Annotated in this window: 18 protein-coding genes; 11 read left to right on the forward strand and 7 right to left on the reverse strand. The window is 66.0% G+C overall.

The features are described 5' to 3' along the window. Positions 1-144: 144 nt before the first annotated feature. Positions 145-2,346 carry a catalase/peroxidase HPI gene (gene katG / locus GPT34_RS15760; protein ID WP_291014467.1) on the forward strand — a complete coding sequence of 734 codons (2,202 nt, stop codon included), beginning with the start codon at positions 145-147 and terminating at the stop codon, positions 2,344-2,346. Between the two features lie 69 nt (positions 2,347-2,415). Here the strand turns inward: katG and GPT34_RS15765 are convergent, their stop codons facing one another. Continuing rightward, positions 2,416-3,399: an MBL fold metallo-hydrolase gene (locus GPT34_RS15765; RefSeq protein WP_291014469.1), complete on the reverse strand. Its 984-nt coding sequence runs from the start codon at positions 3,397-3,399 to the stop codon at positions 2,416-2,418. Between the two features lie 212 nt (positions 3,400-3,611). Between GPT34_RS15765 and GPT34_RS15770 the strand changes: the two genes are divergently transcribed. Both GPT34_RS15770 and GPT34_RS15775 read left to right on the forward strand, forming a co-directional pair. Continuing rightward, positions 3,612-4,112 carry a GAF domain-containing protein gene (locus GPT34_RS15770; RefSeq protein ID WP_291014472.1) on the forward strand — a complete coding sequence of 167 codons (501 nt, stop codon included), beginning with the start codon at positions 3,612-3,614 and terminating at the stop codon, positions 4,110-4,112. Then, positions 4,109-4,525: a histidine kinase gene (locus GPT34_RS15775; protein ID WP_291014474.1), complete on the forward strand. Its 417-nt coding sequence runs from the start codon at positions 4,109-4,111 to the stop codon at positions 4,523-4,525. The genes GPT34_RS15770 and GPT34_RS15775 overlap by 4 nt, the downstream gene beginning before the upstream one ends. A 10-nt stretch (positions 4,526-4,535) precedes the next feature. On the opposite strand, the gene priA is transcribed toward GPT34_RS15775, so the two are convergent. Beyond that, on the reverse strand, positions 4,536-6,668 hold the full coding sequence (priA, locus tag GPT34_RS15780; RefSeq protein ID WP_291014476.1) for a primosomal protein N': 2,133 nt from the start codon (positions 6,666-6,668) through the stop codon (positions 4,536-4,538). 391 nt (positions 6,669-7,059) lie between these two features. Further along, positions 7,060-8,154, reverse strand: coding sequence for a uroporphyrinogen decarboxylase (gene hemE, locus GPT34_RS15785; RefSeq protein ID WP_291014478.1), 1,095 nt, complete (start codon positions 8,152-8,154; stop codon positions 7,060-7,062). Positions 8,155-8,420: 266 nt separating this feature from the next. Here hemE and GPT34_RS15790 point away from each other — a divergent pair, with 266 nt between their 5' ends. The 5 genes from GPT34_RS15790 (at position 8,421) to GPT34_RS15810 (ending at position 10,696) form a co-directional block, all read left to right on the forward strand. Next, entirely contained in the window at positions 8,421-8,708 is a 288-nt protein-coding gene (locus GPT34_RS15790; protein WP_291014481.1) for a hypothetical protein, read from the forward strand. Between the two features lie 120 nt (positions 8,709-8,828). After that, entirely contained in the window at positions 8,829-9,356 is a 528-nt protein-coding gene (locus tag GPT34_RS15795; RefSeq protein ID WP_291014483.1) for a TRIC cation channel family protein, read from the forward strand. A 17-nt stretch (positions 9,357-9,373) separates the two neighbouring features. Beyond that, positions 9,374-9,604, forward strand: coding sequence for a hypothetical protein (locus tag GPT34_RS15800; RefSeq protein ID WP_291014485.1), 231 nt, complete (start codon positions 9,374-9,376; stop codon positions 9,602-9,604). A gap of 52 nt (positions 9,605-9,656) precedes the next feature. Then, a complete protein-coding gene (locus tag GPT34_RS15805; protein ID WP_291014487.1) occupies positions 9,657-10,082 on the forward strand; it encodes a nuclear transport factor 2 family protein in 426 nt (141 codons plus the stop codon). A gap of 29 nt (positions 10,083-10,111) precedes the next feature. After that, positions 10,112-10,696 carry a GNAT family protein gene (locus GPT34_RS15810; RefSeq protein ID WP_291014490.1) on the forward strand — a complete coding sequence of 195 codons (585 nt, stop codon included), beginning with the start codon at positions 10,112-10,114 and terminating at the stop codon, positions 10,694-10,696. 106 nt (positions 10,697-10,802) lie between these two features. On the opposite strand, the gene GPT34_RS15815 is transcribed toward GPT34_RS15810, so the two are convergent. Both GPT34_RS15815 and GPT34_RS15820 read right to left on the reverse strand, forming a co-directional pair. Beyond that, entirely contained in the window at positions 10,803-11,438 is a 636-nt protein-coding gene (locus GPT34_RS15815) for a thioredoxin family protein (RefSeq protein WP_291014493.1), read from the reverse strand. Between the two features lie 64 nt (positions 11,439-11,502). Continuing rightward, positions 11,503-13,716: a protein-disulfide reductase DsbD domain-containing protein gene (locus GPT34_RS15820; RefSeq protein ID WP_291014495.1), complete on the reverse strand. Its 2,214-nt coding sequence runs from the start codon at positions 13,714-13,716 to the stop codon at positions 11,503-11,505. Between the two features lie 239 nt (positions 13,717-13,955). Between GPT34_RS15820 and GPT34_RS15825 the strand changes: the two genes are divergently transcribed. Then, positions 13,956-15,179: a cyclopropane-fatty-acyl-phospholipid synthase family protein gene (locus GPT34_RS15825; protein ID WP_291014497.1), complete on the forward strand. Its 1,224-nt coding sequence runs from the start codon at positions 13,956-13,958 to the stop codon at positions 15,177-15,179. Positions 15,180-15,186: 7 nt separating this feature from the next. Here the strand turns inward: GPT34_RS15825 and GPT34_RS15830 are convergent, their stop codons facing one another. Next, positions 15,187-15,930: an alanyl-tRNA editing protein gene (locus GPT34_RS15830; protein ID WP_291014499.1), complete on the reverse strand. Its 744-nt coding sequence runs from the start codon at positions 15,928-15,930 to the stop codon at positions 15,187-15,189. Positions 15,931-15,969: 39 nt separating this feature from the next. Between GPT34_RS15830 and GPT34_RS15835 the strand changes: the two genes are divergently transcribed. Continuing rightward, the gene (locus GPT34_RS15835; protein WP_291014501.1) at positions 15,970-16,812 is read left to right on the forward strand and encodes a creatininase family protein; all 843 of its coding nucleotides are present in this window, start codon (positions 15,970-15,972) and stop codon (positions 16,810-16,812) included. Positions 16,813-16,848: 36 nt separating this feature from the next. Here the strand turns inward: GPT34_RS15835 and GPT34_RS15840 are convergent, their stop codons facing one another. Then, a complete protein-coding gene (locus GPT34_RS15840) occupies positions 16,849-17,520 on the reverse strand; it encodes a histidine phosphatase family protein (protein WP_291014503.1) in 672 nt (223 codons plus the stop codon). 169 nt (positions 17,521-17,689) lie between these two features. Here GPT34_RS15840 and GPT34_RS15845 point away from each other — a divergent pair, with 169 nt between their 5' ends. After that, positions 17,690-20,077, forward strand: a complete 2,388-nt coding sequence (locus GPT34_RS15845; RefSeq protein WP_291014506.1) for an ATP-binding protein — start codon at positions 17,690-17,692, stop codon at positions 20,075-20,077. Positions 20,078-20,203 lie beyond the last annotated feature (126 nt).

Below are 20,203 nucleotides of genomic sequence, written 5' to 3' on the forward strand. Positions count from 1 at the left end.
AGAGTGGAGGCATCGAACACGTCAAGAAACCCGCCATGACACCCATCAATCCGCCCACCCATTCCTGGCTCGACCTGCTGGCCGCCCTGGCCGAAACGCACTGAGCCATCCCTCACCACCCCGATCACCCCCAAGGAGAACCTCATGTCCAAGACCGAAGCCCAATGCCCCGTCATGCACGGTGCCCGCACCCAGCAGGCCGCCCAGTCCAACGCCGACTGGTGGCCCAACCAGCTCAACCTGGGCATCCTGCACCAGCACTCCCCGGCTTCCAGCCCCATGGACGCCGACTTTGACTACGCCGAAGCCTTCAAGCAGCTCGACTTCGCCGCGCTGAAAAAGGACATGGTGGCGCTCATGACCGACTCGCAAGACTGGTGGCCGGCCGACTGGGGCCACTACGGCGGCCTGTTCATCCGCATGGCGTGGCACAGCGCCGGCACCTACCGCACGGCCGATGGCCGCGGCGGCGCCGGCACCGGCAACCAGCGCTTCGCCCCCATCAACAGCTGGCCCGACAACGGCAACCTCGACAAGGCGCGCCGCCTGCTCTGGCCCCTGAAGCAGAAATACGGCAACGCCATCTCCTGGGCCGACCTGTTCATCCTGGCTGGCAACGTGGCCATGGAGTCCATGGGTTTCAAGACCTTCGGCTTCGGTGGCGGCCGGGCCGACATCTGGCAGCCCGAAGAAGACATCTACTGGGGCGCCGAAAAGAAGTGGCTCGCCACCAGCGACCAGGCCGACAGCCGCTACAGCGGCGACCGTGAACTGGCCAACCCGCTCGCTGCGGTGCAGATGGGCCTGATCTACGTGAACCCGGAGGGCCCGGACGGCAATCCCGACCCGGTGCTTTCGGGTCGCGATGTGCGCGAAACCTTCGCGCGCATGGCCATGAACGATTACGAAACCGTGGCCCTCACCGCCGGTGGACACACCTTCGGCAAGGCACACGGTGCCGGCGACCCCGCCAAAGTCGGACCTGAGCCTGAGGCCGCGCCCATTGAGCAGATGGGCTTTGGCTGGATCAACACGCACGGCAGCGGCAAGGGCGGTGACACCACCACCAGCGGCATCGAAGGCGCCTGGAAACCCAACCCCACGAAGTGGGACATGGGCTACTTCAAGGTGCTGTTCAAGTACGAGTGGGAACTCGTCAAGAGCCCGGCCGGCGCCCACCAGTGGCGTGCCAAGGACGTGGAGGACGAAGACATGATCGTCGATGCGCACGACCCTTCGAAAAAGTACGCGCCGATGATGACCACGGCCGACCTCTCGCTGCGCTTCGACCCGGCCTACGAAAAGATCTCGCGCCATTTCGCCGCCAATCCCGACGAGTTTGCCGACGCCTATGCCCGTGCCTGGTTCAAGCTGACCCACCGCGACATGGGCCCTAAGAGCCTGTACCTCGGACCGGAAGTGCCAGCCGAAGATCTGATCTGGCAAGACCCGGTGCCTGCCGTGGACCATCCGCTGATTGACGCGAAAGACGCCGCCGCCCTCAAGGCGCAGGTGATGGCCTCGGGTCTATCGGTGGCCGAGCTGGTGTCAACCGCCTGGGCATCGGCCTCCAGCTTCCGCGGTTCGGACAAGCGCGGTGGCGCCAACGGTGCGCGCATCCGGCTGGCGCCTCAGAAAGACTGGGAAGCCAACCAGCCGGCGCAGCTGGCCACGGTGCTGGCCAAGCTGGAAACGATCCGGAAGTCGTTCAATGACGCGCAAAAGGGCGGCAAGCAGGTGTCCCTGGCCGACCTCATCGTGCTGGCGGGCAACGCCGGCGTGGAGGCCGCTGCCAAGGCGGCAGGCCAGCCGGTCGATGTGCCATTTGCCCCGGGCCGCACCGATGCCACGCAAGAGCAGACCGATGTGGAGTCGTTCAGCGTAATGGAGCCGCAGGCTGATGGCTTCCGCAACTTCCAGCAGAAGGCCTACACGGTGGCGCCGGAAGAAATGTTGCTGGACAAGGCCCAGCTCATGACCCTGAGCGCGCCTGAGATGACGGTGCTGGTGGGTGGCCTGCGGGTGCTCGGGGCCAACGTGGGCGGCTCAGCCCACGGGGTGCTCACCCAGCGGCCCGGCCAGCTGACGAACGACTTCTTCGTCAACCTGGTCGACATGGGCACGGCATGGACGCCCACCGGCAAGAACAGCTACGAAGGCCGGGACCGCAAGAGCGGTAAGGTGAAATGGACCGCCACCCGCGTCGACCTGGTCTTTGGCTCCAACTCGCAGCTGCGAGCGCTGGCCGAGGTGTACGCGCAGAACGATGGCGCAGCGAAGTTCAGCCGCGACTTCGTGGCCGCATGGACCAAGGTGATGAACCTGGACCGGTTTGATCTGAAGTGACCTGAGCCTCAGCAAAAGAGCCTCGCAGGCCATCGCCTGCGGGGCTCTTTTTTTGGGTTGCCTGAAAACTCAGCGCTTCTTCTCCAGCGCCTCTTCTTCCATCAGCAAGTAGGTGTTGTAGGCGTTCATGCGGTTGGCAAAGCCAAACATCGGCGTGGCTTCGAAGGCGCTCCAGTCGGTTGCCTTGTAGGCTTCCTCAAATGGCACGAAGTCCTGCACCGCCGCACCCATGCTGGTGCGCAGGTACTTGAGGTAGTCGCGCGTCATGGTGATGTCCTTCTTTGGGTCCATCGAGGCAGCTCCGTGGCCGGGCACCACAGCGGTGGCGTCGTGTTTGAGCATCTGATCGAGCGACAGAATCCACTGGCTGCTGTTGGCCTTCCCCACAAAGGGCAGGCGGCCGTTGAAGAACAGATCGCCAGCAAACAGAACCTTTTCATTGGGCACGAACACGGTGAGGTCTTCCGGCGTGTGCGACGGGCCTACATGGTCGATCTCGAACACCCAGCCACCGATCTTCAGTGAGGTTGGCCCGTTGATCCAGGTATCGGCCAGCACCAGGCGGGTCTTGTCGTCGATCCAGGGTGCGAGGTCGGTGCGCGAGGCCTCCAGCCGCAGGCTCGCGGTGTCGGACTGGATGTATTCCTTGGCCGCGACATGCGCGGTGATGCGCGCACCGAGCTGCTTGAAATACTGCAGGCCATAGATGTGGTCCGCGTGGTAGTGGGTGAGGATGACGTCGGAGATCGGCAGCGGCGTGAGCTTTCGGATTTCCGCAGTCAGGCGCTCTGCGAGCCGAGGCGAACCCAGCGCGTCGATCACCACCACGCTTTGCGGCGTGATGACGAAGCCGGCGTTGGAAATGAAGTTCTGATTTTTCGTGGAGCCCAGTTGCGACAGGCCCTGCACGTAGTAGCTGTGCGGTCCGACCTGCTCGACCTTCATGGCCGGCTCTGGGTCGGCGGCCATCACCAGGCTGGAAGCGGCCCACAGCAGCAGGCCAACGCCTGCGCGTTTCAGGGATGAAATGGATAAATGGGGTGCTTGGGACATGGGTGCCTCCTCCGGGGGTCGATAACCACCCTGCTTATATCGCAATTCACTTATGGTTGGCCACCGGATCCGGGTGAGCTGGTGGCCCTCAACTCGTGCCGGCCCGCCTTACGGTTCAGGTTTCGGCCAGGCCTGCCGATACGCAAACCATTGACCCGCCAACCGGGGTCGCGCCCACGAAGCGACGTTAGCCACTGCTTTTCGGAGAATCCATGATCACGGCACCCCTGCCCCACAATGAAAAGCAGCGCCTGAAAGCCCTGCGCGACCTAGTCATTCTCGACACCGCGCCCGAGGAACGGTTTGACAGAATTTCGGCGTTTGCGGCCCAGGAATTCGGCGTGCCCATGGCCATGGTCTCGCTGGTGGATCAGAACCGCCTGTGGCGCAAGTCCAATTTTGGGCTGGACGAACGGGAGTCACCCCGCGAAGTTTCGTTTTGCGGGCATGCCCTGGTCCAGACTGAGCCGCTGGTGGTTCACGATGCGCTGGCCGACCCGCGTTTTGTCGACAACCCGATGGTCACCGGCCATCCCTACACCCGCTTCTACGCTGGCGCCGGGCTGCGTCTGCCGTATGGGCATGTTGTGGGTACGCTGTGCATCATGGACCGCCGCCCGCGGGACTTCGACCGGCTCGATGTCGCCATTCTTTGTAGCCTTCGCGACCTGGTGGTGGAAGAACTATTTCGGCGCGAGGAGGTGACGTTGTGAGCGGCGCTGCCGCCGGCGCGGGCTTGCGCAGGGTGCTGCTGATCGAGCCCGACAACCTGATCCGCGGCACGGTGGCCTCAGTCTGTCGCGATCTGTCCCTCGTTCAGGTGATCCAGGCCGTCAGCGTGGCCCAGGGCGAACAGGCGCTCCAGTCCCACTCGGTGCAGGGGATGGTGCTGTCCTTGTCCGACGAAGTGGCAGCGCTGTCGCTGCTGACCCGCTTGCGTGCCGACGAGCTCGGCTGCACCATGGATCTGGCGGTGGCGGTGCTGGCCCACGGTTGCACGCCTGAGCTGGCGGCACAGCTCAAGTCGCTGGAGGTGCGGCGCTTGCTGCTTCAGCCCTTCAAACTGCGCGATGTGATCCACACCCTTGAAAACCTCTGGCCCGAGACCGTGCCTGTCGCGGCCTGAGGCACAGGGCTCACACCACCAGCGGATCCACATCCACCGCCCATCGCACCAGCCCCTTGGCTTCTGGCGCGCTGCGGCAGTCGTGCAGCACTGGCCCCCAGGCCGACAAAAAGCGTTGCAAGGCGCCGCGTGACGCGCTTTCCACCAGCATCTGCGCGCGCTCCACATTGGCCACGCGCTGGATGGTCAGCGGCACGGAGGGGTAAAGCGTGATGTCGTCACGGTGCGGCAGGCCCGTCGCCTGCGAGGCCGCCAGATTCAGGAACGCCTGCGCCGCGGCCTGGCTGCGCGCGTCGGCCCGAAGCAAGGCCTGGGCACCAAACGGCGGCATGCCGGCGATTTCGCGTTCAGCGATCTGCTCGGCCGCAAAGGCCGGGAAGTCGTGGGTCTTGAGCGCGGCAAACAGTGGGTGTTGCGGTGTCCAGGTCTGCACCCACATCTCGCTGCCGGCGCTCTGCGCGGCGTCGCGCCCGGCGCGCCCGCCAGCCTGCATGAGCAGCGCAAACAGGCGCTCGGGCGCGCGGTGGTCGCTGGCGAACAGGGCCGCGTCCACGTTGATGCCGGCCACCAGGGTGATGCGCCGGAAATCGTGACCCTTGGCGATCATCTGCGTGCCCACGAGCACATCGACCTCGCCGCTGTGCAGCGCGGCGAGTTGCGTTTCCAGGCTGCCCTTGAGTCGGGTCGAGTCGGCGTCCATGCGCGCCACACGCGGAGGGTTACCGTCGAGCCGGCGCGCACCAGCCAGCAAGGCAGCGAGCTGCTCTTCCACCTGCTCGGTGCCGCGTCCCACGGGCGCGATGTCGAGGTTGCCGCAGTCAGGGCAGGCGCGCGGCACCCGCTCGGTGAAGCCACAGTGGTGGCAGCGCAGCGTGCGGTCGAGCTTGTGGAACACGCGGTAGGCGCTGCAGTGCGGGCAGCTGCTTTTCCAACCGCAGTCGTGGCAGGCCAGCACCGGCGCATAACCGCGGCGGTTGAGCAGCACCAGGCACTGCTCGCCGCGCGCGATGCGCTCGCCCATGGCTGCAAGCAGGGGTGGCGCGATCACCGCGCCCTTGGGCTGGTGGTTCATGTCGACCAGGCGCAGCCGCGGCAATGAGCCGCCGCCGATGCGCGCCGGCATGGCCAGACGCAGGTAGCGCCCCTGGTCGGCCGCATGCCAGCTCTCCAGCGACGGCGTGGCCGATCCCAGGATGACCTGGCAGCGGACGCCGGCCTTGCCGGTGGATGCCAGCGCCTCGGTCTCGATCTTGGCGCGGTACACCGCCAGGTCGCGCGCCGAGTAGCGCGCACCTTCCTGGCTCTTGTAGCTCGGGTCGTGCTCTTCGTCCACCACGATCAGCCGCAAGCCGGGCATGCTGGCGAAGATCGCCATGCGCGTACCGAGCACGATGCGGGCCACGCCGGTGTGGGCCGCTAGCCAGCTAGCCAGGCGCTGCGCGGGCGTCATGCCGCTGTGCAGGCAGACCACCGCGCCCGCGCCATACAGCGGCTCGAAGCGCTCGCGAAAGCGCGCTTCGAGCTGCGGCGTGAGGTTGATCTCGGGCACCATGACCAGCACTTGGCTCGCCACGCCGTCGATGGGTGCGGCGTCCAGCACCTGGAGTGTCGCGCGCAGGTAGACCTCGGTCTTGCCACTGCCCGTGGCGCCGAACAGCAGGACCGGGGCGCTTGCCGCATCCAGCGCGGCCAGCGCCTCGGCCTGCTCCGGGCTCAGCTCCGGCTCCGTGTGGGGGGCTGCGTTCGCTTCGGCAGGCTGGGCGGCTGCCTGGGTGCGGCGTTTAAGGCGCCGGGCCAGCTGTGTGTTGTCGAGTTCTCGCAACTGGGGCGGCAGCGCGGCCAGCGCCACCTCGCCCAGGCTGCGCTGGTAGTACTGCCCGGCAAACTTCACCAGTTGGCGCCATCGCGCATTGAGCGGCGGCAGGCCGTCCAGCGTGCCGGCGACGTCGCGCGTCTGGGCTTCGGTGAGGCCCTCGGGTGGCTCGGTCGGGCAGTCCCACACAACCCCCAGCACCTCGCGCCTGCCCAGCGGCACACGCACCAGCGTGCCCGGCGCGAGCAACAGCTCACTTCGGTAGCTCAGGCTGGCGCTCACCCCGCTGTGGGCTGGGGTGGCCACGATGACGCTGGGCCAGCAAGTCATGTTTAGCGTGTTTTCCTCAGACCAACTGTCGAAAGGTGACGTAAGTCATTGATTTGCCTTTGCTTCTCGACCTGTCCCAAGCTTCTGTGGATAACTTTGTTGATAGGTCTGGTCGGCGGGCTGGGAAGCCTTAAGAATCAAGGCCTTTCTTAAGTTGCTCAGAAAAACGGCACCCCTCAATCTCTATATGAATCAACAGCTTACGAAGGTGCTGGCGCCAGGGCCTGGCGTGGAGCGCCTATTTGGCGCTCATCGCACCGCAGCACAGAAAATGTGCATAAGTGAGACGTGTCAAGCCCTTTATTTTGCGAATTTCTGTGGCAGCGGGTTGACAGAGCCGCCATCACGCGGTCAGCCAGCGGGGCCGCGGGCTGCAGCCGGGTGAGCGGTTTCAGGCGGCGGTGCGCAAGCGGCGCGAATGCGTGTGAACCGCGTTCACCAGCGCTGTCACATGCTCGGGCGGGGTGAACTGGCTGATGCCGTGGCCCAGGTTGAAAATGTGCGTGGGCCCGGTACCCGCGCCCATGTGCGGCTGGCCAAAGCTCTCCAGCACGGCCGCCACCTCGGCGTCGATGCGCTCGGGCGGGGCAAACAGCACGTTCGGGTCGATGTTGCCCTGCAGCGCCTTGCTGTCGCCCACCTGCGCGCGCGCTTTGGCCAGGTTGACCGTCCAGTCCAGGCCCAGAACCTCGCAATCCAGGAATTTCATCTCGTCCAGCCACAGGCCGCCGCCTTTGGTGAACACCAGGCGCGGGATCACCACGCCGTCCTTTTCGCGCTGCAGCTGCGCCAGCACCCGCCGGGTGTAGGCTAGGCTGAATTCCTGAAACTTGCCGTCAGCCAGCACGCCGCCCCAGCTGTCAAACACCATTACTGCCTGCGCGCCGGCGTCGATCTGGGCGTTGAGGTAAGTGGCCACGCTGTCGGCGTTGATCGCCAGAATCTGGTGCATCAGGTCCGGGCGGCTGTACATCAGCGACTTGACCGCGCGGTAATCGTCCGAACCGCCGCCTTCGACCATGTAGCAGGCCAGCGTCCAGGGGCTGCCCGAGAAACCGATCAGCGGCACCCGGCCATTGAGCGCCTTGCGGATCGAGGTCACGGCATCGAACACATAGCGCAGCTTGTCCATGTCGGGCACGGCCAGCGTGGCCACATCGGCCTCGGTACGCACCGTCTTGGCGAACTTCGGCCCTTCGCCGACCTGGAACGACAGGCCCAGGCCCATCGCGTCGGGCACGGTCAGGATGTCGGAAAACAGAATCGCCGCGTCCAGCGCATAGCGCTCCAGAGGCTGCAGCGTGACCTCAGTGGCGAAGTCCACATTGGTTGCCAGCCCCATGAAACTGCCCGCCTTGGCTCGCGTGGCGCAGTACTCGGGCAAATATCGGCCAGCCTGGCGCATCAGCCACACGGGCGTGTGGTCGGTGGACTGGCGCAGGCAGGCGCGAAGAAAGGAGTCGTTTTGCAGGGGAGCGAAGGGCATGGGCTGTTCCGGTGCGGTTCGGGGAGGGTCAGCAGGCATTATCCCGCGTGGTGCCCGGGGCTGCCTCGCGCTGTCGCGACCCTGCGTTCGCCAGCTTGGTCAGAACGGTGGCGGCGCGTAGCATGGAGGTCCACTCGCGAAAAGATCAGAACATGCCAGCGTCACCAAAACGCTCAGCGCCAGCCGTTGTCAAACGCGCACCGAAGAAGCCTGTCGAGCCAGTCTCCAGGCCCTCTCTGCGCTTCTACCACTCGCATGAGCTGCGGGTGAAGACACTTGACATTTTGGTGATGGTCGAGAACGCTGAGAAGGCAACTGCCCATGCTGGAGAACTCACGGAACTGGTTCTTGAGCTGACTGATCACGGCATGGATCAGTACTTTCTGCAGTCACTCAAGGCAACGAAGGCAAACTTTGTCGTGCAGCAGTCCGCTGCTCTTGGTTTGGCCGGCGTTCAAAAGGTGATGGGCACCGTCATCCGCAACATGCTTGGACGCATGGACGATCGTCAGCTGCTCTCCGTCTGTGGTTCCATTCGTCAGTTCATGGCGTGAAGTCGGCAGCAGACGTCAGCCTCGATGTGCTCCATCCGCGCACTCCCTCATGCAAGCCGAACGCGACAACAGACGTCGACTGAGTCCGGACATTCGGCCTCACAGACACCATCCATCACCGTGCTCCTGTACGTACTCGACTTACTGGGCGTCGCAGTCTTCGCGGCCAGCGGAACCCTCGCAGGGGTGGCAGCCCAGTTTGATCTGCTGGGCGTGATCGTGATCGCAGCCATCATTGTGGCCACCGCAGCCACACTCGCCTGGGTCCATGTGCGCCCGGTGCCCACCGATGCGTTGGTGATTGCGGATGCACTGGGACTGGCGCTGTTTGCCATCTCTGGCGCGCAAGTGGCTGAAAAAGCGGGTTGCCGCGCCCCGGTCATTGTGCTGATGGGCGCGCTCACCGGTGCCGGTGGTGGCGTCGTTCGCGATATGCTCTCTGGCAAGGTACCGCTGATTCTTCGTCATGATATCTACGCTTCGGCGGCCATCGCAGGCATCGTGGTGTACCTGCTGCTCAGAGCAGCCCAGGCGCCGATGGCTGCGGCGTTCTCTGCGGGGTTTGTCACGGTGGCTGCCACGCGCCTGGTGGCCATCGCCATGGAATTGAGGCTGCCGGTCTTTTCTGTGCCGCTGCCGGCGATGTGAATCGAACGATGGGCCACATGCCAAATACCGATCAAACCCGCGAAAAAGGAACTCGAGCCTATCGGCTGATCACAGCGGTGGTTGGTGCGCTCTTTTCGGTCGTCTCGGTGACTCTGCTCGTGGTGACTGAGCTCACCATGGGCCCTGTTCTCGCGGCCGTGGTATTGGGCTTTCTGGGTGTTGATGCCATCATGGGCGCCTGGTACAACAGGCCATCGCTGCTGGCGCGTATTGGGCCGTGGCCGTGACCCTCACAAGCCTGGCGCGCCCCACTTCCCAACCCATTGCTCGGAGCAGGAAATGAGTATCGAAAACTTCATGGCTGGGTACAAGGCGGCCTGGGAGGCCCGGGATCCAGCCTTGTTTGCCGCGCTGTTCCAGGAAGACGGGAGTTACCACAACACGCCGTTTCAGGTCCAGGCTGGCAGGGAGCAGCTTGTGGCGTACTGGAGGCGGGTGCAGTTGCAGGAGGATGTGCAGCTCAGCTATGAGGTGCTGGCGAGCCAGGGCAAGATCGGCCTGGCGCACTGGCACGTCACCTACCAGGTCGCCTCCGAAGAACTTTTCCATATCTGGGCGCGCTCCACCGGAACAGGCCTGCCGCCGCGCAAGCCGGGCGATCCCTTGCCGCGCATGGTGCTCGATGGCATGCTTCAAGCCACGTTTTCGAACGGCCTGTGCACGGAGGCCCGCATCTGGTGGCACAGCATGCCGCAGGCGATGTGAGTCGCTGAGCGTCGCCCAAACTAAGCCACATGAACCCACCGCAGCTTGAAGGACAGCATGTCTCGCTGCGCCTGATGTCGAAAGCCGACGCCGGCGCACTGGTGACCGCCGCCAGTGACGGCGAGCTCTGGCATCTGAGGTTCACCGTGGTGCCGAACCAGGCGACGATCGATGCCTATGTGGACACCGCTTTGCAGGGCTGGCAAGCGCAGACGGTGATGCCGTTCGTGACCGTGTCCGTTGTCTCAGGATCGGTGATCGGGAGCACGCGCTTTTGGAGGATCGATCCCGTCAATCGAAGTCTGGAAATCGGCCACACCTGGCTGGCGAAGACCTGGCAACGATCGGCCGCCAACACCGAGGCGAAGTACCTGATGCTTCGCCACGCCTTTGATGCGCTCGACTGTGTGCGCGTGCAGTTCACGACCGATGTGCTCAACGAAGCGTCTCGTGCCGCCATTCTTCGGCTGGGCGCCGTCGAGGAAGGCCTCATCCGGAACGAACGCATCATGCCGGACGGCCGCAAGCGCTCGTCCATGCGGTACAGCATCATCGACACGGAGTGGCCGGCCGTGCGATCTGCGCTGGAGCGCCGGCTGTCACACCTGGCCTGAGTCCCCCGGTGCATCTGCACCGTTGCACGCACCTGTGGTCAGGTGCCGCCAACCATCCACCCACAGAACGCGCCACCACGGGACACCACCCCGGTCAGCCGGCCCCTCACGCCGCTGCGTTCTTGTACTTGATGCTGCAGCCGTAGGGCTGGCTGGTTGCGGTGCTCAACGGTTGGCCGGCGAGCAGTTCGGTCAGGCCCTGGCGCACATAGTTGGTGGCCCTGGCGATGTCGGCTTCTCGAGCCGAGGGTATGCTGTCGATGGCACCTGCGTAGACCAGCACGCCCTGGGTGTTGACGATGTACATGTGAGGCGTGACGCGCGCAGAGTAGGCCTGCCCGACCTTGCCGTCTTCGTCCATCAGGGTGGCACTTGTCGCGGCGCCTTTGTCGCCCATCCAGCGCGCGAGCTGGGCCGGGCTCAAGTAGTCGGGGCTATCGTCGCGGGTGGAGTTGATGGCCAGCCAAACCACACCTTTGCCCGTGAACTCCTTCTGCAGCGCCTGAAAGTTGCCGTTGTAGTGCTTGCGCACAAAGGGGCAGCCCGGGTTGTTCCACTCAAGCACCACCGGTTTGCCGCGGAAGTCCGAGAGTTTGACGGGCTTGCCGGCGGTGTCGGTGAGCGTGAAGTCGGGCGCAGGCTGGCCGACACTGGCGGCTTGTGCCGCTAGGGGGGCGAGCAGGCCGGCGGGCAGGGCGATAGCCCCTAGGCCCAGGGCATTGAATTGGCGACGTTGCAGCATGTTCGTGGCTCCTGTGGGTGAACGACGCCCCTACGACATACCCGCGCCCGTTTGGTTCACCGAATCAGAGCTTGGCCAGCGCGGCACGCACCTCGTCCACGCTCAGCACCTCGGACAGCAGTTGCGGCGCCTGGCCGTTCTGGTAGATCGCGTACACCGGCACGCCGTTGCGGCCCAGGCGGGCCAGCTCGGCGGTGATGGTCGGGTCGCGCCGCGTCCAGTCGGCGCGCAACAGCGCCATGTTCCTGGCGGCGATGTCGCCCAGCAAGCCCACATCGGCCAGGGTGGTGCGCTTGTTGTACTGGCAGGTCACGCACCAAGCGGCGGTGAAGTCCACGAAAACCGGGCGCCCTTCGGCCAGCAGCGATGCCTGTTTCTCAGCGCTCCACGGCTCCCAGCTCACACCGGCCACCGCGGTGGCCACGGGCGCATTTGCCGCATCGGCCGCCTGCAGGTGCGTCACATTCGGGCCGATTGACCAGCCGAGCCAGATCAGGCCTAGCGCCGACAGACCCGCCAGCACCGCGCGTCCCTTGCCGTGCAGACCCAGCGCCCAGATCAGCAGCGCCAGCATCACCAGAAGCATGAGCAGGGCAGCGGCGCCATCGATGCCGCTTTGTTGACCCAGCACCCACAGCAGCCAGACCACGGTGGCAAACATGGGGAAGGCCATGAGTTGGCGGAAGGTGTTCATCCAGGCGCCAGGGCGCGGCAGGGCGCGCGCCACCGCCGGCCACCAGCTCGCAGCCAGGTAGGGCAGTGCCATGCCCAGACCGAGCACACCAAAAACAGCCAGCGCCTGCACCGTGGGCAGACCGATGGCCAAGCCGAGCGAAGCACCCATGAAGGGTGCGGTGCATGGCGAAGCGATGGCAGTGGCGAGCACGCCGGTGAGGAAAGCGTCGGCGGTGGGGTTCTTGGCCTGCAGGCTGGCCACCGAGCTGGGCAGCACGTTGCCAAACTCAAACAGACCCGCCAGGTTCAGACCGATCACGGTGAACAGCACCGCTAGCGTAGCCACCACCTCAGGGCTTTGCAGCTGAAAGCCCCAGCCAATGGCTTCGCCCGCCGAGCGCAGGCCCAGCAGCAAGCCGCCGAGCGCCAGAAAACTCAACACCACACCGGCGGTGTAGGCCAGGCCGTTGGCCCGGTGTGCGGCGCGGTCGTCTGCGTGTTTCGCAAACGACAGCACCTTGATCGCCAGTACCGGGAACACGCAGGGCATGAGGTTGAGGATCATGCCGCCGAGCAGCGCGCCGAGCAGCGCGGCCCAGAGCGTGATGGGCGGGCCGCTGCTGGCGGGCGCGCTGGCGGCGCGCGCGGCGTTGTCCTGCAGCACGGCGATGAGTTCATCGGGCACGGCCGTTGGCAATGGCGCAGCCGCGGGCCAGGTTCCTTGCACCGGCGCCTCCAGCCGCACGCCGGGGCTGCCCGGTCCCTCGCCTGGCGGGTTGGCCAGCGCCACCACCAGCGGCACGGCGGTGGGGCTTTCGCTGCGATGCGGCGAGAGCGGCACACTGGCGGTCCAGCGCTCACCGTCCCAGGTTTGGGTCCAGGCGGCGCCGGGCTCGATCAGGCCAGGCGTCTCGGGGAAAAATTCCAGTGGCTGGTCGCGCCAGGCGGCCGGCAGGCCGGCGAGTGAGACTTTGAGCTGGCTGTCGACTGGTTCCAGTCGGCTGTCGCCGGCCGGCTGCTCGGTCGGCGCGGCGGCGAATGCGGCCTCGAAAGCGCGGCCGTTCAGGGCGGTGGAGCCCTGCACCGGCAGGCGCAGGGTGAAGTTGCCCTCTTCGGGAATGCATTCCTTGCGGCAGACCAGCCAGGCCGCGTAGAGCTTGACCTCGATCTCCCGGTCGGCAAAGCTGGGGTCGATCGTCAGCGGCACCGGCAACAGCACGGTTCCGTCGTAGCCGTAATTCGCCAGGGTGCCGAGCGGGAACTTGCGCGGCGTGGGCCAGCCGATCGGCCCGACGGTGACGCCAGGCGGCAATGTCCACTGCAGCTCGGTGGGCAGACCCGAGTCGCCCGAGTTCTTCCAGTAGGTGTGCCAGTCGGGCGCGTGCGTGAGTTGCAGCCCCAGCCAGACCGGCTTGCCGGGGCCAGCACCCTCGGGCGCATGGGCCAGCAGCTCGGCGCGCGCCTGTTCGCTTTGCACCATTGTGGTGTTGGACAGGCGTTCCACCAGGTTCTGGGCCGGCGCCCCCAGCGGGGCCAGCAGCGCCAGCGTGGCCAGCCATGGGCTGGCGAGCCGGAAAAACGAGGAGAGCCTAGGGAGGTGCATACGAGGGAAACCAAGGGTGAAAGGGCAGACGCCGACTGTAAGGACAGTGCGTCGGTGAGAGGCGGGGTCAGGGCACGAGTTCCAACGCGCAGGGTTGTCGTGCACCGGCTTGCTGCAAATATAAGCCGTCACTGTTGATTTGTCTGTTTCGGCGCCGACCTCTTACAGAGCTTCACCGGGGTTCTCAAGCGGGGCGGGATTCGGTACAAGGAAGTCAGAGCATCATCTGGAGGACCATCATGGGCTCGATCGTCGAACGCGCGCTGGCGCCCTGGGCCGAGCGCATGCGCACTCAGTTGAACCTGCCGGTGCGCTTGTGCTGGGGCCCTGGCGGAGCGTCGACGCTGGCGCTGGGGGATTTTGAGGCGCCGCGGGTGGAAATTCGAGTGCGCGATGCGCAGGCCTTGCCGCTGCTGATCGAGCCCGGGCTGGACACGCTGGGCCAGGCCTATGTGGAGGAGCTGGTGGATGTGCACGGCGCCGTGGCCGACATCCTGGCGGTGGCGCAGCGGCTGGCCGAGTCGGCCCAGCCGGTCCACGGGCTGCTCGGGCGCATGCGCCGCGTGTTTGGCCACACGCGAGAAAGCGACAGCGAAGCCATCCAGTACCACTACGACGTGTCCAATGACTTCTACGCGCAGTGGCTTGGCCAGGGCATGGTGTATTCCTGCGCCTACTTTGAACAGGGTGACGAAACACTGGACCAGGCGCAGGCCAAGAAGATCGACCACATCTTGCGCAAGATCCACCTGATGCCCGGGCAGCGCCTGCTGGACATCGGTTGCGGCTGGGGCGCGCTGGTGCTGCGCGCGGCGCAAGCCTATGGCGCGCAGTGCGTGGGCGTGACGCTGTCGACCCAGCAGTTTGAATTGGCGCAGCAGCGGGTGCGCGAAGCGGGCTTGCAGGACCGCATCGAGATCCGGTTGCAGGACTACCGCGATGTGACCGACGGCCCGTTTGACCGCATCACCAGCGTCGGCATGTTCGAGCATGTGGGGCTGGATCACCTGGCCGCCTACTTCGCCCATCTGCGTGGCCTGCTCAAGCCCCACGGCTGGGCCATGAACCACGGCATCACGAGCACCGACGCGCACGATGGCGAAAGCCGCCACGGCGGTGGCCGCTTCATCGAGCGCTATGTGTTCCCGCGTGGCGAGCTGCCGCACATCGGCACCGTGCTGCGAACGCTGCAGGAAGGAGGCCTGGAGGCGGTGGACGTGGAAAACCTGCGCCGCCACTACCAGCGCACCACCCAGCTCTGGAGCGAAGCCTTCGAGGCGCGCACCGCGCAGATCAAACCGCTGGTGGACGAGAAGCGCTGGCGCATCTGGCGCATTTACCTCGCAGGCTGCGCGTGGGCGTTTGAGCACGACGAGGTGTCGATCTACCAGGTGCTCTGCCGACCGGCTGGGCAAAGCACGCAGGGGCTGCCGTGGTCGCGGCATTACATCTACGCCGAATGAACAGGCCCTAATCGGCGAAGCCCAGCACCACGCGCCGCGTGGTAGCTGACTTTTTCTCGACCTTGGTGACCACCACACGGCCGATTTCGGCGGTGTTGGCCACGTGCGTGCCGCCGCAAGGCTGCAGGTCGATCGGGGCGCCGTCGCCAATGCGCACGGTGCGCACCGCGCCGCTGCCGCGCGGTGGCGACACGCTCATGCTTTTCACCAGCGCCGGGTTGGCGTCGAGTTCTTCGTCTGTCACGCTGCCCAGCAGCACTGGGAGAGCTGCCGCCACCAGCGCTGCGATGCCGGCGCTGAGCGCGTCCTTGTCCAGCGGATCGGTCAGGTGCAGGTCGAGCCGGGCGTGGTCCGGCGTGATCGAGCAGCCGTTCACCGGCACCGGCACCAAGTGGCACAGCAGGTGGGTCGTGGTGTGAAATCGCATCAACCGGTGACGTCGCGACCAGTCGATCTGTGCTGTCACCGCGTCGCCCAGCGCCAAAAAGGCCATGGCTGACTCTTGCCCTGGCGCCGGCACGTGCACGATGTCGGCCGTGGGCCGGCCCTCGGCGTCCTTGTCTTTGCGGGTGTCGGCGATGCGGATGGTCTGGCCATCGGCCAGGCGCAGCACACCGGAATCACCCGCCTGACCGCCGCCGAGCGGGTAGAACACGGTCTGGTCGAGGACGATGCCGCTCTCCTTGAGCGCGGTAATGGTGGCTGCGCACTCGGTGCGGTAGGCGTCGGCGCGGAACAGGTCCTGGGTCATGGCCGCATCATAGGATCAGGGCGCTTTACACTGCCAGCCATGTTGCCCAACTCCCACCACTGGTCCGACCTGACCACCGCCGATTTCGCCGCGCTCGACACCGGTCGCGCCATCGCCGTGTTGCCGGTGGCGGCCACGGAACAACACGGGCCTCACCTGCCGCTGTCAGTGGACACCGACATCGTCAACGGCGTGATCGCCGCTGCACTGCCGCAGCTCGCACCTGGCCTGCCCGTGCTGTTCCTGCCCACGCAGGCTGTGGGCTTCAGCCCCGAGCACACGCGCTTTGCCGGCACGCTCACGCTCAAGGCCGAGACCTTGATGCGCGTGTGGACCGAGATCGGCGAATGTGTCGCAGCCAGCGGCGTGAAAAAGCTGGTGCTGTTCAACGCCCATGGTGGGCAGGTAGGTGCGCTGGATCTGGTGGCGCGCGACCTGCGCGCGCGTCTAGGGCTGCTGGTCTACAGCGTGAGCTGGTTCAACCTGCCGCTGCTCGATACACAGGGTCATGACGTGAGCGCGCTGTTCAGCCCCGAGGAGCACCGCTTCGGCATTCATGCCGGCGAGATCGAAACCGCCATGATGCTGGCGCTCAAGCCCGAGCGTGTTCGCATGGACCAGGCCGAGTACTTCCGCTCCGCTTCGCAGGAGCGCGCAGCGGACTTCCCCATCCTCGGCAACGGCCGCAGCGCCAAGCTCGGCTGGCAAATGCAGGACTACAACGCCGAAGGTGCGGTCGGCAACGCCGGTGCGGCCACGGCCGACAAGGGCCATTCCCTGCTCGACGCGGCCGGCCGCGCACTCGCGGCCCTGCTCGAAGAAATCGACCGACTGCCCACCAACACCCTGAGCGACCACACCGCGTTCAAGCCTCAGGTGTAACGACCCGCGCAGTGGCGCAGCGTCGGGGGCTTTCGTTCAGGCGTACGTGACCCAATCTCGGTGCTCTGGGCTGTCCAGGTGGGGCAGCGTGTTGTAGGTCAGCAGGGCATGGCGCTTGGCGCTGAATTCGAACTCGGTCACCGCGCTGTTGCGGATGCGCATGTTCAGGTCGATGGTGCGCTCCGGGCTCAGGTTCAGCACCTGGCCCACGGCGGTGCTGATCGGGCCGCCGCTGGAGACGATCAGCACGTTTTTTCCCACGTGCTCGGCGCGCACCAGGTCGAGCGCGCTGGTCACGCCGCGCACAAAATCGTTGTAGCTCGGCATGCCCTCTGGGCTCACTGTACCTGCCATCCACTGCGCCAGGCCGTCGCGCAGCAGGCGGAAATGGTGCCGATAGAGCTCGGGCGTGTCAGGCTTTTTAAGCGGCGCGGCATGGATGGTGCGGATCACGGCCAGGCTGTCGTATTCGTCCAGTCCGGGCCAGATCAGCGGCTGCAGATCCAGCTTGGCGCCGGCCGCGATGCCGGCCCAGGTCTGGGCATGGCGCTTGAGCGAGCCGGTGATCACCGCATCGAAGCGCTGCCCGCGCTCGGCCCAGTAGCGCCCCAGGCGCTCGCTCTGACGCTGGCCGAGTTCGCTCAGCTGGTCGTAGTCGTCGGCGCCAAACGAGGCCTGGCCATGGCGCACAAGGTAGACAGTTCCCATGGGCCGATTCTGTGCGCCTAGGCTTTCGGTCCAGCGTCACACAGGCGTCTGGCACCCGCTGAGGTAGACACCTGCGGGACGATTTGCGGTCGGTCTAGGGGCTTGTTCGGTGTACCGGCCTAGCCCGACTGTGTTGCAATTGGATACATGCCGCCTCCGATCTCACCGCATGCCACTTGACTTGCTGACCGTCCTGGTGGTGCGTCTGAGCCTGGACGCCATGGTTTCGCTGTCGTTCTGGGTGCAGTCGCGGCGCCATTCGGACGTGAAGGGGCCGGGCTGGTGGTCGGCCGCCGCGGCCTGCTCGGTGCTGGCCACCCCGGCCTTGTGGGTGCGGATGGAGATGCCTGAGGCCTGGCAGGCCTCATTTGCCAACCCCCTGCTGATCATGACGGTGGCGCTGGCTTGGCTGGGTGTGCGCGCCCACCTGGGCCTGAAGTTGCCAGTCAGCCCGGTGGTCTGGGCCTTGCTGGTCTTCAGCGGGGTCAACGCCCTGTTGCATGAGGTCTGGGACCTGTCGCCGGTGCGGTTGGGCCTGTTTTTTGTCGCTCAGATCCTGATCGCGATGCTCACCTTGCGTGACCTGCTGCAGCTGGGCGAGCGCAGGCGCCAGCCCGAGATCCGGGCGCTGATTGGCCTGACCTGGATTGAACTGGTGGCGTTGCTGGGCGCGGCCTGGATGCTGGTGTCGCGCGTGGGTTTGGCGGATCCCTTGCAGTTGAGTGCCACCTTGCCGTCCATCCTGGCCGCCTTCTTGCTGTCGGTGCTGGTACGAACCCTGCTATACACCGGCCTGGTGTCGGCGCGACTGCAAAACCAGGGAGATCGCGCGCGGCGCATCCTGCAAACCCGAGAAGCCAACCAGCGCGCCCTGATCGAAAACCTGGGTGCCGGGGTGATGGTGTTCCGCCCGGACGAAACCCTGGCCAGCATCAACAACGCGGCGCGGCGTTTCCTGGGCTGGAGCGAGGGTGGGGCGAACCCGGCGCTGCCGCAGCCCATCCTGCCGGGCTGGCGATTGCTGCAGGAAGACGGCCAGCCGATGCCCCGGGCTGGCCTGCCGTTTCTGCGCGTGATGGCCACCGGCCAGCCGGTGAGCAATGTGGTGATGGGCATGCCGGTGGGCGATGGTCGCTACACCCGCTGGGCGCTGTGCAACGCTTACCCGGAGACATGGCCCGACGGTGGCCTGCGCCATGTGGTCGTGACGTTTGTCGACATCACCTCGCTGCGCGAGGCCCAAGGGCAGCAGAAAGAGCTCCAGGTGCAGCTCGCGCAGTCGCAGAAAATGGAGGCGCTGGGCACGCTGGCGGGTGGCATCGCGCACGATTTCAACAACATCCTGGCCGCCATTCTGGGCAACTCCGATCTGGCGCGGCAAGACCTGGCCAAAGACCACGCGGCGCAGGAAAGCCTGGCCGAGGTCACCACCGCCGCGCGACGCGGGCGCGAGCTGGTGCGGCAAATCCTGGCCTTCAGTCGCCAGCAGCCGATGGAGCGGCGTCCGGTGGACGTGGCCGCCGTGCTGAGCGAGTCCAGTGCCTTGCTGCGCGCGGCCACCCCGCCGCAGGTGGAGCTGGTGCAGTCGCGCACCGTGGGCCCCTTGTTCGTGTCGGCCGACCCGACCCAGCTCGGGCAGGTGCTGCTTAACCTGGGGACCAACGCGGTGCACGCCGTCGGCGCGGCGCCGGGGCGCGTGGAGTTCCGCGTCGATGCGCTGCCGCCGGGCGACCGCCGCATTCCCGCCGCCTTGACGGCCGAACACGAGCTGGGCGTGGTGCGCATCGAAGTGCAGGACAACGGCTGCGGCATGGACGACGCCACCCGCGAACGCATCTTTGAGCCGTTTTTCACCACCCGCGTCGTCGGCGCGGGCACCGGTCTGGGCCTGCCAGTGGTGCTGGGCATCGTGCAAACCCTGGACGGCGTGATCCAGGTCGACAGCCGCGTGGGCCGGGGCACCACGTTTTCGCTGTTTTTCCCGGCCACGGCAGCAAGCAGGATCCACGAGGCACCGGAAGCACCGGAAGCACCGGAAGCGCCGGAAGCGCCGACAGTGGCGGCAGTGGCGGTTTTGTCACCTGCCGAAAGCGGCACAATGGGTCCCATCCCCAAGAAGCAGTCCCAGCTGCCTGACACTTTTTCAGCGGAGCACACCACCATGGCCGACGCAGGCGATACCCCGGTAGCCCACATCCTCTACCTCGACGACGACGACACCCTGGTGTTTCTGGTGCGTCGCCTGCTCGAGCGCCGCGGTTACCGCGTCACCGCGCTGTCTGAGCAGCAGTCCGCGATCGATGCCGTGCGCGATCAGCCCCAGGGCTTCGATCTGCTGCTGACCGACTACAACATGCCCGGCATGTCGGGACTGGACGTGGCCAAGGCGGTGCTGCTCATCAACCCGGCGCTGCCGGTGGCGGTGGCCTCGGGTTACATCACCGACGAGCTGCAGGCAGAAGCCATGGCCGCCGGCGTGCGCGAGGTGGTGTTCAAGACCGACGCGGTGGAAGACTTTTGCGCTGTGGTGGCGCGGCTGGTCAGCGGAGCTGAATAGCCCACCCCCGAGCCGCACCTGCGGTGCGTCACCCCCTCAAGGGGGCGATGCGAGTGGCCCGGCAGAGCCGGTTCCACCGCATCCTGGGCGAAGTCACCGCGCGCCGGAGGGGCCGTGTTCCTGGGC

Source organism: Hydrogenophaga sp. (assembly GCF_011390835.1).
In the GTDB taxonomy this organism is placed as follows: domain Bacteria; phylum Pseudomonadota; class Gammaproteobacteria; order Burkholderiales; family Burkholderiaceae_C; genus Hydrogenophaga.

Coding starts and splice junctions, on each gene's coding strand:
- katG (WP_291014467.1), top strand. CDS start 145: ATGTCCAAGACCGAAGCCCAATGCCCCGTCATGCACGGTGCCCGCACC.
- GPT34_RS15765 (WP_291014469.1), bottom strand. CDS start 3,399: ATGTCCCAAGCACCCCATTTATCCATTTCATCCCTGAAACGCGCAGGC.
- GPT34_RS15770 (WP_291014472.1), top strand. CDS start 3,612: ATGATCACGGCACCCCTGCCCCACAATGAAAAGCAGCGCCTGAAAGCC.
- priA (WP_291014476.1), bottom strand. CDS start 6,668: ATGACTTGCTGGCCCAGCGTCATCGTGGCCACCCCAGCCCACAGCGGG.
- hemE (WP_291014478.1), bottom strand. CDS start 8,154: ATGCCCTTCGCTCCCCTGCAAAACGACTCCTTTCTTCGCGCCTGCCTG.
- GPT34_RS15800 (WP_291014485.1), top strand. CDS start 9,374: ATGCCAAATACCGATCAAACCCGCGAAAAAGGAACTCGAGCCTATCGG.
- GPT34_RS15805 (WP_291014487.1), top strand. CDS start 9,657: ATGAGTATCGAAAACTTCATGGCTGGGTACAAGGCGGCCTGGGAGGCC.
- GPT34_RS15810 (WP_291014490.1), top strand. CDS start 10,112: ATGAACCCACCGCAGCTTGAAGGACAGCATGTCTCGCTGCGCCTGATG.
- GPT34_RS15815 (WP_291014493.1), bottom strand. CDS start 11,438: ATGCTGCAACGTCGCCAATTCAATGCCCTGGGCCTAGGGGCTATCGCC.
- GPT34_RS15820 (WP_291014495.1), bottom strand. CDS start 13,716: ATGCACCTCCCTAGGCTCTCCTCGTTTTTCCGGCTCGCCAGCCCATGG.
- GPT34_RS15825 (WP_291014497.1), top strand. CDS start 13,956: ATGGGCTCGATCGTCGAACGCGCGCTGGCGCCCTGGGCCGAGCGCATG.
- GPT34_RS15830 (WP_291014499.1), bottom strand. CDS start 15,930: ATGACCCAGGACCTGTTCCGCGCCGACGCCTACCGCACCGAGTGCGCA.
- GPT34_RS15835 (WP_291014501.1), top strand. CDS start 15,970: ATGTTGCCCAACTCCCACCACTGGTCCGACCTGACCACCGCCGATTTC.
- GPT34_RS15840 (WP_291014503.1), bottom strand. CDS start 17,520: ATGGGAACTGTCTACCTTGTGCGCCATGGCCAGGCCTCGTTTGGCGCC.
- GPT34_RS15845 (WP_291014506.1), top strand. CDS start 17,690: ATGCCACTTGACTTGCTGACCGTCCTGGTGGTGCGTCTGAGCCTGGAC.